This is a genomic window from Cellulomonas cellasea, assembly GCF_006538745.1.
Lineage (GTDB): Bacteria > Actinomycetota > Actinomycetes > Actinomycetales > Cellulomonadaceae > Cellulomonas_A > Cellulomonas_A cellasea.
On the sequence record NZ_BJLR01000017.1, the window covers coordinates 15411 to 27647 of the forward strand.

At 75.3% G+C, this 12237-nt stretch carries 10 protein-coding genes; 6 read left to right on the plus strand and 4 right to left on the minus strand.

All coding sequences use genetic code 11. The annotated features are described in order from the left end of the window. Nucleotides 1–15: 15 nt before the first annotated feature. From CCE01nite_RS08910 to CCE01nite_RS08920, 3 genes are all read right to left on the minus strand, one after another. Nucleotides 16–804, minus strand: coding sequence for a phosphotransferase (locus tag CCE01nite_RS08910; RefSeq protein ID WP_034626681.1), 789 nt, complete (start codon nucleotides 802–804; stop codon nucleotides 16–18). A 183-nt stretch (nucleotides 805–987) separates the two neighbouring features. Then, nucleotides 988–1839 (minus strand): DUF2599 domain-containing protein, encoded by an 852-nt coding sequence (locus tag CCE01nite_RS22075; RefSeq protein ID WP_052103709.1) that lies wholly within the window; start codon nucleotides 1837–1839, stop codon nucleotides 988–990. A gap of 174 nt (nucleotides 1840–2013) precedes the next feature. Continuing rightward, nucleotides 2014–2799 carry a cellulose binding domain-containing protein gene (locus tag CCE01nite_RS08920; protein ID WP_034626649.1) on the minus strand — a complete coding sequence of 262 codons (786 nt, stop codon included), beginning with the start codon at nucleotides 2797–2799 and terminating at the stop codon, nucleotides 2014–2016. A 318-nt stretch (nucleotides 2800–3117) separates the two neighbouring features. On the opposite strand from CCE01nite_RS08920, the gene purL reads away from it, so the two are divergent. Next, nucleotides 3118–5514 carry a phosphoribosylformylglycinamidine synthase subunit PurL gene (purL, locus tag CCE01nite_RS08925; protein ID WP_034626650.1) on the plus strand — a complete coding sequence of 799 codons (2397 nt, stop codon included), beginning with the start codon at nucleotides 3118–3120 and terminating at the stop codon, nucleotides 5512–5514. A 115-nt stretch (nucleotides 5515–5629) separates the two neighbouring features. Then, nucleotides 5630–6718 carry a ribosome small subunit-dependent GTPase A gene (gene rsgA / locus CCE01nite_RS08930; protein WP_052103711.1) on the plus strand — a complete coding sequence of 363 codons (1089 nt, stop codon included), beginning with the start codon at nucleotides 5630–5632 and terminating at the stop codon, nucleotides 6716–6718. 32 nt (nucleotides 6719–6750) lie between these two features. Here rsgA and CCE01nite_RS08935 read toward each other — a convergent pair whose 3' ends face one another. Then, the gene (locus CCE01nite_RS08935) at nucleotides 6751–7629 is read right to left on the minus strand and encodes a hypothetical protein (protein ID WP_034626652.1); all 879 of its coding nucleotides are present in this window, start codon (nucleotides 7627–7629) and stop codon (nucleotides 6751–6753) included. A 365-nt stretch (nucleotides 7630–7994) separates the two neighbouring features. Here CCE01nite_RS08935 and CCE01nite_RS22080 point away from each other — a divergent pair, with 365 nt between their 5' ends. The 4 genes from CCE01nite_RS22080 (at nucleotide 7995) to CCE01nite_RS08955 (ending at nucleotide 12200) form a co-directional block, all read left to right on the plus strand. Beyond that, nucleotides 7995–9497: a cellulase family glycosylhydrolase gene (locus CCE01nite_RS22080; RefSeq protein WP_034626654.1), complete on the plus strand. Its 1503-nt coding sequence runs from the start codon at nucleotides 7995–7997 to the stop codon at nucleotides 9495–9497. Between the two features lie 289 nt (nucleotides 9498–9786). Then, complete coding sequence (locus CCE01nite_RS08945; RefSeq protein WP_034626656.1) at nucleotides 9787–11148, plus strand: glycoside hydrolase family 6 protein; 1362 nt, start codon at nucleotides 9787–9789, stop codon at nucleotides 11146–11148. 196 nt (nucleotides 11149–11344) lie between these two features. Continuing rightward, complete coding sequence (locus tag CCE01nite_RS08950; RefSeq protein ID WP_034626658.1) at nucleotides 11345–11722, plus strand: sterol carrier family protein; 378 nt, start codon at nucleotides 11345–11347, stop codon at nucleotides 11720–11722. Nucleotides 11723–11759: 37 nt separating this feature from the next. Next, on the plus strand, nucleotides 11760–12200 hold the full coding sequence (locus CCE01nite_RS08955) for a histidine kinase (protein WP_246056381.1): 441 nt from the start codon (nucleotides 11760–11762) through the stop codon (nucleotides 12198–12200). Nucleotides 12201–12237 lie beyond the last annotated feature (37 nt).

Sequence of the window (12237 nt, forward strand, 5' to 3'; positions counted from 1 at the left end):
CGGGCCGGGGTGCCGTCAGGCCGTCAGCGCCGCGGTGAGCGTGGCCGTGTGGTCCTCGATCCACTCGGCGTCGCGCCGCCAATAGCCCCCGTGCCCCTCGTCCCACAGCCGGGCCCACGGCTGCGTCCCCGTCCGGTGCCCGTGCTCGAGCAGCGTGTGCATGCTCCACGTGCGGGGCGCGAGCGTGCGGGCGAGGCGCTCCCGGCCGGCGTCGTCGAGCCCGTACCCGTCGGCGAGCGCGCGCAGACCGGCCCCCGCCGCCTCGACGCCCGGGCCACCGGCGTCGGCAGGGGCGAGCGGCACGAACGCGTGCGCCGCGTAGGCGAGGTCCCACGTGCGGGTCCCCGGCCCGCAGCCGTCCCAGTCGACGAGCACGAGGCGGTCGTCGGCGATGACGAGGTTCCACGGCGCGAGGTCGTGGTGGATCACGAAGTCCTCGCCGTCGGGCGGGATGACGCGCTGGAAGCGGGCGTCGGGCGGCGGCGTCCAGCCGTCGAGCGCGTCGTGCAGGGCCCGGGCGAGCCGCCCGACGTCCTCGACGCGCGGCGGCGCGGCGCCGTCGGGCAGCGGGTGCGCCATGACCCCCGGGACGAACTCGACGACGTGCCGGCCCTGCGCGTCGAGCCCGAACGAACGCGGCGCGTGCCGGAAGCCCACGTCCCCGAGCCGGGTCAGCACGGCGTGGACCGCGGGCGTCCACGGCCCCGCCGGTCGCCGCACGGTGTCGCCGACCCGCACGACGCCCGCGCTGACGTTGCCACCCGCGAGCGGCTCCTCGGGGGCACCGGGCCGGTCGTCGGTCACGCGCGGCAGCCCGGGCGCGCCGGGTACGCCCGTCACGCGCCCGCCCGGTGTGCGGTGAGCGTCACCTCGGCGAGCGCGGCGTCGACCTCGGGCGCGGGGACGACGGGCGGCAGCCGGTCGGCGGGCATCATGCCCCGAGCGTCGCGCAGCGGGCCGGTGCTGCGCCAGCCGTCTGCCCGGCCGTCACTCCGGGTTGCAGCGCGCCGCGAGGGTCGCGAGCGAGCCGGCGTCGGGCCGCCACGGCTCGAGGTTCCACGTGTCCTTGTCGGGCGCGCCGACCGCGTGGCACAGGAACTGGTCGCGCATCGTCGTGCTGTCGGCCTCGGGCTCCTGCGCGACGACGGCCGCCCACGTCCCGTCCTGGGCCGCGAGCCCGCCGGCGCGCGCCCACGGCGTCGGGTCGACCGCGAGCGACCGCCCGCCCTCGCGCTCGCCCCACTCGGCGCTCTCGAGCACCGCGGTGCCGAACCACACCCGCGCGGACGCCGGGGCGTCGAAGGTCCCGCCGGGGAGCCCGGGGGAGACGGACACCGTCAGCAGGTCGGGCGCGACGACGTCGAACGTCGCGCGCAGCCGGGCATCGTCCTCGCTCGTGGCCGTCACGGGTGCGAGGCCGCCGACGAACGCCCCTCCGGCGTCGCGCAGCACGACCGACCCGTCGACCTGGGGCTCGAACGTCGTCCCCTCGGGCGCCGCCACGGACGCGGCCAGGGCGGGCGGGGTCGTGCGGGCCCAGACCGGCACGGTCGCGGCGACCGACCCGTCAGGCTGCGGCTCGACCGCCACGGTCCCGGTCTCGAGGTCGGCCCGCACCACGAGCGTGAGCGCGCCGGACGGCACCGGGGTGCCTGTCGCGCGGACCTCGGCCGCGGTCGGGGGGGCCGGGGTCTCGGCCACCTCGGGTTCGCCCTCCGGGGCGGTCCCGCCGGTCGGCGACGAGGGCGTCGGGCCGGGGCCGGCCGCGGGCGAGCACGCCGTGAGCAGCGCGGTCAGGACCAGCCCCGCGACCACGAGCCGGGGCGTCGTCCGCTGCATGCCCGAACCGTAGCCCGGGTCGCGGCCCGTTCGGCACCGTGCCGCGCGACCCGGGTCGCGGCCCGACCGGCACCGTGCCGCGCGACCCGGGTCGCGGCCGGACCGGCACCGTGCCGAGCGGCCCTGGGCGCGAGCGCTCGCCCCGGGCCGGCGCGCCCGGGACCGACGCCGGCGTCAGACGAACGCGCACGCCCGGTTGTTGAGCGAGATCTCCGCGGGCCGCTGCGGCGACCCCGTGGCGCGGAACCGCACGGTAACGCTCCCGCCGGGCTCGATGTGCGCGTTGCGCGGCAGGTTCTCGACGAACACGCCCTGCTCGAGCTGGACCACCGCCGCGCCCCACACCCGCGTCGCCTGCTCGCCGTTCACGAACGCCCACCCGAGCCGCCAGCTCTCGACGGCCGTGGCGGTGCCGTTCCGCACGGTCACGCGCCCGACGAAACCACCGGGCCGCCGGTGCGTGCGGTACTCGACCGTGCACGTGGGCGGCGTCGCCGCGCCGGTCGTGAACCGCGTCGCGGGCGAGCGGGGCGCCGAGTTGCCCGCCATGTCCTGCGCGGTCACGTACACGGCGTACTCGGTGTGCGGGGCGAGGTCGACGAGCTGCGTCATGGGCGCGTACGTGCGGTGGAGGAACGCCCCGCTGATCTCGTCGTACAGCGTGTAGGTGACCTCCCACTCGTCGTCCGAGCCGGGCCACCGCAGCTCGACCGACGTGCCGTCGACGCGCACGACCTCGGGTGCGCCCGGCGCGGTCGGCGGTGTCGTGTCCCCCTCCCAGGGGAGCGTCGGGGTGGGCGACGGGGTCGGCGGCAGCGCGGTCGCGTGCCGCGCCTCCCGGGTGCCGGAGGCCTCCCGCGTGCCGGCCTGGGCCGGTGCGGTGCCCGCGACGGCGGCGAGCGCCGCGACGACGACGAGCGTTCCGAGGACGGGCGGTCGGGGGGACGGGCGCTGGTGCACGGGGGCTCCTCGTCGTCGTCGACGTCGTGACCGGTCGGGGCTCCGCCGGGTCCGGCGCCGGGCAGACCCCGCCGCGCTCCCGGACGGCGTCGTGCGACGCGCCCCTCGGCCGAGCGTGCCACCGCGACGGCCGACGGGGGGCGCCCGGAGGTGCGGGCGAATGGATTCACCCTGGCGCGGGCCACGGCCGCCCGTCGCGGGACCGCAGCGCCCGCGGACGCCCGCACCCGCCCGCTCCCGCCGCCGGTAACCTGGGCACGTCTGCCGACGGACGCCCGCGGGCTCACGCCCGGGCCGGGCCACCAGCCGAGGGAATCGATGACCACCGCGCCCCAGCACGTCCAGCACCAGTCCGACACCGTGGACCACGCGGCCTCGACCCCGGACCAGGAGCAGCCGTTCGCCGAGCTCGGCCTCAAGCCCGACGAGTACCAGCGCATCCGCGACATCCTCGGCCGTCGGCCCACGGCCGCCGAGCTCGCGATGTACTCCGTGATGTGGTCCGAGCACTGCTCGTACAAGTCGAGCAAGAACCACCTGCGCCAGTTCGGCGAGAAGACGACCGACGAGATGAAGAAGCACCTGCTCGTCGGGATCGGCGAGAACGCGGGCGTCGTCGACATCGGCGACGGCTGGGCGGTCACGTTCAAGGTCGAGTCGCACAACCACCCGAGCTACGTCGAGCCGTACCAGGGCGCGGCGACGGGCGTCGGCGGCATCGTGCGCGACATCATCTCGATGGGCGCGCGGCCCGTCGCGGTCATGGACCAGCTGCGGTTCGGCGCGGTCGACCACCCGGACACCGCGCGCGTCGTGCACGGCGTCGTGTCCGGCGTCGGCGGCTACGGCAACTCGCTCGGCCTGCCGAACATCGGCGGCGAGCTCGTGTTCGACCCGTCGTACCAGGGCAACCCGCTGGTCAACGCGCTGTGCCTGGGCGTGCTGCGCCACGAGGACATCCACCTCGCGAACGCGTCGGGCGTCGGCAACAAGGTCGTGCTGTTCGGGGCCCGCACGGGCGGCGACGGCATCGGCGGCGCGTCGATCCTCGCGAGCGAGACGTTCGACGACGCGAAGCCCTCCAAGCGCCCGTCGGTGCAGGTCGGCGACCCGTTCATGGAGAAGGTGCTCATCGAGTGCTGCCTCGAGCTGTACGCGGCGCGCGTCGTCGAGGGCATCCAGGACCTCGGCGCGGCCGGCATCTCGTGCGCGACGAGCGAGCTCGCGAGCAACGGCGACGGCGGCATGCACGTGGACCTCGAGAACGTGCTGCTGCGCGACCCGTCCCTGACGGCCGGCGAGATCCTCATGTCGGAGTCGCAGGAGCGCATGATGGCGGTCGTCACGCCGGAGAAGCTCGACGCGTTCCTCGCGATCACGTCGAAGTGGGACGTCGAGACCGCGGTCATCGGCGAGGTCACCGGCACGGGCCGTCTGACGATCGACCACCACGGGCAGCGCATCGTCGACGTCGACCCCAAGACGGTCGCGCACGAGGGCCCGGTCTACGACCGCCCGTACGCGCGCCCGGCGTGGCAGGACGCCCTCAACGCCGACACCGTCTCGGGCCCCGAGGGCGCCGGGCGCGTGGCCCGCCCGAGCACGCCCGACGAGCTCCGCGCGACCGTGCTGCAGCTGCTCGCGTCGCCCAACCTCGCGTCGAAGTCGTGGGTCACCGACCAGTACGACCGCTTCGTGCAGGGGAACACCGCGCTCGCGCAGCCCGACGACGGCGGCGTCGTCCGCGTCGACGAGACCACCGGCCTCGGGGTCGCGCTCGCGACCGACGCGAACGGCCGCTACGCGAAGCTCGACCCGTATACGGGCGCCCAGCTCGCGCTCGCGGAGGCCTACCGCAACGTCGCCACGACCGGCGCGCGCCCGCTCGCGGTGACCGACTGCCTCAACTTCGGCAGCCCCGAGCACCCCGACTCGATGTGGCAGCTCGTCGAGGCCATCCGCGGTCTGGCGGACGCGTGCCAGGCCCTCGGCGTGCCCGTGACCGGCGGCAACGTCTCGCTCTACAACGGCACGGGTGAGCCCGGGCACATCGACTCCGCGATCCACCCGACCCCCGTCGTCGGCGTGCTCGGCGTGCTCGACGACGTCGCCTCGGCGACCGCGTCCGGCTGGACCCAGCCGGGTCAGGGCGTCTACCTGCTCGGCACGACCCGCGGCGAGCTCGACGGCTCCGCGTGGGACGACGTCGCGAACACCCACCTCGGCGGCCTGCCGCCCGCGGTCGACCTCGAGGCCGAGCGCCGGCTCGCCGAGGTCCTCATCCGCGCGAGCCGCGACGACCTCGTCGACGCGGCGCACGACCTCTCCGAGGGCGGTCTCGCGCAGGCGCTCGTCGAGGCGAGCCTGCGCTTCGACGTCGGGGTGCAGGTCGACCTCGAGCCGCTGTGCCGGCGCGACGGCGTGACCCCGTTCGAGGCGCTGTTCTCCGAGTCGACGGCCCGCGCGATCGTCGCGGTCCCGCGCAGCGAGGAGGTCCGGTTCACGGACCTGTGCACCGCGCGCGGCGTCCCGGTGCTGCGCCTCGGCGTGACCGACGACGCGTGCGCCCCGGGTGCCGGCGTCGCGACGGGCGGCTCCGACGCCGTCACGGAGCACGAGCACACCCCGTCGGTCGAGGTCGCCGGGCTGTTCACGCTGCCGCTCGCCGAGGCCCGCGCCGCCCACGAGGGGACGCTGCCGCGGTACTTCGCCTGAGCTGGCGCGCGGGGCGCGGTCCGGACGGACGGCGGCCGTGCGTGAGCTGACGCGCCCGCTGACGCCCGCGTAAATCCGTGGCCCGCAGCGCCGGGCCCGGCCTAGCGTCGCCCGCATGAGCGAGCAGCAGGACGGCCCGGTGGTCCGGGTGGTGCGTGTCGACCGGCACGCCGTCCTGGTGCTGCCCACGGACGCCGCGGGCACGGTCGAGCCCGTGCAGGGGGACGGCCCGGCCGTGCCCGACGCGCTCGGCCCACCCACCCCGCGGCGCGTCGAGCTCGACCGCGACGGCCTCGTCCCGACCGGCGACGGCACGCGCCTCGCCCCCACGGTCGGCGACGTCCTCGTGCTCGACGAGCGCCCCGGCGTCCCCCCGCGCGTCCACCGTCTCGTGCCCCGCCGCACCGCGCTCGTGCGCGACTCCGCGGACCGCACCTCCCTCACGCAGGCGCTCGCGGCCAACGTCGACGTCGTGCTCGTCGCCGAGCACCTCGACCCGGAGCCGGACCTCGGGCGCGTCGAGCGGCTCCTCACGCTCGCGTGGCGCTCGGGAGCGCAGCCCGTCGTGGTCCTCACCAAGGCGGACCTGGCACCGGACGCCGACGCGATCGCCGCCGAGGTCGCGGACGCCGCGATCGGCGTCGAGGTGCACGTCGTGAGCGCGACTGACGGCACCGGGCTGGAGCCGCTGCGCGCGCTTCTGACGCCGGGCACGACGATCGTCGTCGTCGGCCCCTCGGGTGCCGGGAAGTCGACGCTCGTGAACGCGCTCGCCGGGCGCGAGGTGATGGCCACGGGGGAGCGCCGGGCCGACGGGCGCGGCCGGCACACGACCGTGCACCGCGAGCTCGTCGCGCTCGGCGGCGGGGCGATGCTCATCGACACCCCGGGCGTGCGCGGCGTGGGACTGGTCGCGGACGCCGACGCGCTGAGCACGACCTTCCCCGATGTCGAGGAGCTCGCGGCGCGGTGCCGGTTCCGCGACTGCGCCCACGCGAGCGAGCCGGGCTGCGCGGTGCGCGACGCGCTCGACTCGGGCGAGCTGCCGCAGCGGCGGTTCGCGAGCTGGCAGCGTCTGGCCCGCGAGGCGGCGTTCCAGGCGCGGCGGGCCGACGCACGCCTGGCCGCAGAGGCGAAGGCCCAGCACAAGCGGGCTACGGCCGACCACCACCGCCACCAGCGGGCGACCGCGCCGCGCCGCTGAGCACCGCGGGCCGGTCGGTGGTGCGGGTCCTCTCAGGCGCACTGCCCGGAGCGGGTGCCCCGGATCGAGGCCGTGCGGAGGACGACGACTCCCGCGGGGCCCGTGTTGCCCGTGCAGGTCAGGTCGCCCTTGACGAACAGGCGTCCGATCGTGACGTCGCCGTCGTTGCCCGTCAGGTGCACGGAGCCGGCGACGGTCGAGGAGCAGCGAACCTGGTACTGGTCGACGGCGAGGCGGACGGTTCCCGCGGACGCGGAGCCGGAGCCGGGGCCGGGACTGTGGCCGGACCCTGGATCGGTCGCGGAGCCGGACCCGGAGCCGGAGACGGACAGGTCGCCGCCCACGGTGCTCGTGCACAGCCCCAAGGAGTGCGTGGTGGGGCCGGCGAGGGTGAGGTCGCCGGTGACGGTGCTCCACGCGACATCGATGTCGTTCTCGGCCCGCACGGTGAGCGAGGCGCCGAGGTGAGCGTGGACGACGGACACGAAGTACGTCGCCGTCACGTCGACCGGTCCCGCCACCGACGTCCCGTAGAGGGCGTACGCCCCGCTCGAGCCTGACAGCCCGCCCTTGACGTTCGTCTCCTCCAGGTCCACGTAGCCGGGTGCATCTGAGGGCCAGCTCGTGGTGATGTCGCCGTCGACGGTGCTGGCGGACGTGCTGAGCACCCCGGAGGACGCGATGTCGCCGTGGATCGAGGTGCGGGAGATGCCGAGCCGGCCTCCGGGCGGGATCGTGACGTCGCCGTGGACACCGACGTCGACGAGGTAGCAGGTCTCGTCGTCGACGAGCAGGTCGGCGTCGATCCGCTGCCACCTGACCGCCCCACCGGAGTTCGCGGTGAGATCGCTGCACCGGACGGTCGGCACCGCCGCGGAGGTGGGTGTCGCCGGGGCGAGCGCTGCGGCCACGGCGAGAGCCAGTGCCGCCGCGACGGCGCGTCGACGTCCTCGTCCGTGCATCGGCTTTCCCCCCGAAGAGCCCTGGTGTGGCTCCTCGAGTGTGCGCCGGGCAGCCCCGTCCCACCAGACGACCGCTCCGCGCGACCGCTCCGCGCCGCTGGCCCCCGCCGTGGGCCGCCGCCGGTGCGAGTTGCCGGTCGAGTGATGAAACGTTTCTCATGCCGGAACGCGTGCGCTCCCGCACCCTCGGAAGGCACCCTGAAGACCCCGCTCGCGTGACCCCCGCGCGGGCCCGGACCGCGCGCACCCCTCGTGCCGGCGGACCGGGCCGGTGGACGGGCGTCCGCACGCACGTGCTCACGACGAGGAGATGCATGTTCCAGCGCAGGAAGGCAGCCGCGTGGCTGTCCGCGACGGTCCTGGCAGTCACAGGGATCGGCGCGTTCACCGCGACCACCGCCCAGGCGGCCGTCGGCTGCTCGGTCGAGTACAAGATCACCAACCAGTGGGGCGGCGGCTTCGGTGCCGACGTCAAGGTCACGAACCTCGGCGACCCGGTCGGCTCGTGGGACGTCCAGTGGACGTTCGCCGGCGGCCAGCAGGTCACCCAGCTGTGGAACGGCGTCGCGTCGCAGTCCGGCGCGGTCGTGACGGTCCGCAACCACACGTGGAACGGCTCGCTCGCCAAGGGCGCCAGCGCGGGCTTCGGCTTCAACGGCTCGTGGAGCGGCAGCAACCCGGTCCCGACGACGTTCCGCCTCAACGGCACCACGTGCACGGGAGGCACCACGACGACGCCCACGCCGACCCCGACGACGACCTCGACCCCGCGTCCGACGGCGACGCCGACCGCGACGGCCACCCCTCGGCCCACCGCGACCCCGACTCCCACGGCCACCACGACGCCGCCGCCCACCGGCGGCGGCAAGGGCCCGGTCGGCTCGCCGGCGCAGGTCAACGGCCAGCTCCACGTGTGCGGCGTGAACCTGTGCAACCGGTTCAACCAGCCGATCCAGCTCCGCGGCGTCAGCACGCACGGCATCCAGTGGTTCGCGTCGTGCTACACCGACGCCACGTGGGACGCGCTCGCGACCGACTGGCGGGCCGACGTCGCGCGGGTCGCGATGTACGTCCAGGAGCAGGGCTACGAGACGAACCCGTCGCTCTTCACGGACCGGGTCAACACGTACGTCGACGAGATCTCCGAGCGGGGCATGTACGCGATCATCGACTTCCACCTGCTGAACCCGGGTGACCCGAACTACAACCTCGACCGGGCCAAGACGTTCTTCGCCTCGGTCGCCAAGCGCAACGCGGCGAACCCGAACGTGATCTACGAGATCGCGAACGAGCCGAACGGCGTGAGCTGGGCCGGCATCAAGTCCTACGCCGAGCAGGTCATCCCGGTCATCCGCGCGGCCGACCCCGACGCCGTGATCCTCGTCGGGACGCGCGCCTGGTCGTCGCTGGGCGTGTCCGAGGGCTCCAACGAGGCCGAGGTCGTGAACAACCCGGTCAACGCGACGAACATCATGTACACATTCCACTTCTACGCGGGCTCGCACCAGCAGAGCTACCGGGACGTGCTCTCGCGCGCGGCCGGCCGGATCCCGATGTTCGTGACGGAGTTCGGCACGCCGAGCGCGTCGGGCGACGGGCCGAACGACCTGGCCAGCACGGCGGCGTGGCTCGACCTGCTCGACAGCAAGAAGATCAGCTGGGTCGCGTGGAACTGGTCCGACAAGAGCGAGTCGAGCGGCCTGCTCAAGCAGGGCGCATGCAGCGGCGGCTCGCAGTCGGGCACCGGCGTGCTGAAGGAGGGCGGCGTGTTCCTGCGCGAGCGCACCCGCACGGCGGACGTCTTCCCGACGGCCTGACCCTGCGGTCCCGGACGGCTCGACCGTCCGATCCCGTCTGAACCGTGGTCACGCGCGGCGTCCGGTCCCCCGGGCGCCGCGCGTGCGTCCGGGGGTGCCGCCCTCGGCTCTCCACCGGTGCAGATGACGTTTGCCAAAACGATTAATGATCCGCGGAATGCGCTTGCCGCCTGGCGTCGGAGGCTTCGCTGGGCTTGTCTCGTCTCCTGACGAGGCGACCCCGCACGGCCTCTCGACACCGACGTCGACGTCCCGCGGGCGCGCGCACACCCTGACGAACGGGAGAAGCATGTCTCAGCGCACGAAGGCAGCGGCGTTGCTGTCCGCGAGCCTGCTGGCGGTGACGGGGATCGGTGCGATCACCGCGACCTCCGCCCAGGCGGCCGCCGGCTGCAAGGTCGACTACGCGGTGACCAACCAGTGGGGCGGCGGCTTCGGTGCCAACGTCACCGTGACCAACCTCGGCGACCCCGTGAGCTCGTGGACCGTGGACTGGGCGTTCCCGTCCGGCCAGTCGATCCAGCAGCTCTGGAACGGCGTCCCGAGCCAGAGCGGCGCCGCCGTCTCCGTGAAGAACACGACCTGGAACGGCAGCGTCGCCACGGGCGGCACCGCGAGCTTCGGCTTCAACGGCTCGTGGAACGGCGCCAACGCCGTGCCCACCGGCTTCCGGCTCAACGGCGTCGCCTGCACGGGCGCCCCGGTCAGCACCCCGCGCCCCACGCAGACGAGCACCCCGACGCCGACACCCACCGTGACCACCACCCCGACCCCGACGCCGACCGTCACCCCGACGACGACGCCGGTCCCCTCCGGCACGTTCTGGGTCAACCCGAACACGCAGGCGGCCACCGCCGCGGCGGCCGCCAGCGGGGAGACCCGCCGGCTGCTCGAGAAGATCTCGACGAACGCCGCGGGCTCGTGGATCGGCAACTGGAACAGCGGCACGACGTCGCAGCAGGAGGTCCGCACCGTCACCTCGGCCGCCGCGGCCAAGGGCCAGACGGCGCTGCTCATCATCTACGCCATCCCGGGCCGTGACTGCGGCAACCACTCGGCGGGCGGCGTCGCGACGAGCGAGTACGCCGGCTGGATCGACCAGGTCGCGGCGGGCATCGTCGGCAAGCCGTGGATCATCCTCGAGCCCGACGCCCTCGCCCAGCTCGGCGACTGCGACGGCCAGGGTGACCGCGTCGGCTACCTGAAGTACGCCGCGCAGAAGCTCACCCAGGCGGGCGGCCGCGTCTACATCGACGCCGGCAACTCGGCGTGGCTCTCCCCGTCGGTCGCCGCGCAGCGGCTCAACCAGATCGGCTGGGACCACGCGGTCGGCTTCGCGCTGAACACGTCGAACTACCGGACGACGGCCGAGTCGCGGTCCTACGGCCAGCAGATCTCGCAGCTGACCGGCGGCAAGACGTTCGTCATCGACACCTCGCGCAACGGCAACGGCGCCAACGGGACCGAGTGGTGCAACCCGAGCGGCCGCGCCCTCGGCGAGCGGCCGACGCTCGTCAACAGCGGCGGGCTCGACGCACTGGTCTGGGCCAAGCTGCCCGGCGAGAGCGACGGCGCGTGCAACGGCGGCCCCGCGGCCGGCCAGTGGTTCCAGGCGCAGGCCCTGGAGCTCGCGCGCAACGCCAAGTGGTGACGTCGGCGCCTGACGCCGTCTGACCGACCGACGCCGGCCGGGTGGACCCCTCCTCGGGGGCCGCCCGGCCGGCGTCGTCGTGCGCGGGGGCGACGGAGCCGGACCGCCGACGTCGCCGACAGGAGGGCACCCGAGCCGCCCCGCGCCCGGGCGAGCGGCGCGCGCGTCCCGCCCGTGCGTCCGGCAGGATCGGGACGTGCCCCCTCGCCGCCGCACCGAGCCTGCCGACGGGCGTGCCGCGCTCGCCGTCTGGCGCGCCGACCCGTCCGCCGTCCCCGTCCCCGCCCGCCGGACCGCGGTGCGATTCACGCTCGAGGAGCTCGCCGACGTCGCACCCGGGCATGCCGTCGAGGTGCGCGTCCCGCCCGACGGCGCCGTCCAGGCGCTCGAGGGGCCGCGGCACACGCGGGGCACCCCGCCGAACGTCGTCGAGACCGACGCGGCGACGTGGCTGGCGCTCGCGACGGGGGAGCTGACGTGGCACGACGCGCTCGCCGCGGGCCGCGTCCGGGCGTCCGGGGAGCGCGCGGACCTCTCGGCGTACCTGCCCCTGCACGCCGCCCGGAGCCGCTGAGCGCGGACGGGGCGCGGTTCCCGCCTACGCTGGTCCGATGCCCGACGAGTCGCACGAGCCGCCCCCGAGCCGCCCCGACGCCCCGCCGAGCGACCCTGGCGTCGCCGTGCCCGCGACGGCCGACGACCGCCTCGCGCCCCGGCAGGACCCCGCCACGCCCGGCTCCGCGCGCGCGTCCGCCCCCGTGCCCGACGAGGCGGAGCTCGCCCGCGTCGCCGAGCCCGCGACCGTGCGCCGCGCACCGAAGTTCGGGGCGTTCGTGACCGCCGGCGTCCTGCTCGGCGCCGTGCTGGGCTTCGTGGTCGCCCTGATCACGGGCACCGCGGTCGAGGGCGACGGCGGCACGGGGTTCATCTCGTTCCTCGACGGGCAGGGCTCCGCTCGTCTGCTCGTCGCGCTCGCGGGGGCCACGCTGGGGGCGCTCGTCGCCGGGCTCGCCGCGGTCGTGGCCGACCGCCGGAGCGTGCGGCGGCGCTGACCGCGGTGCGGTCCTCGGTGCCGTCCGCGGGGCCCGT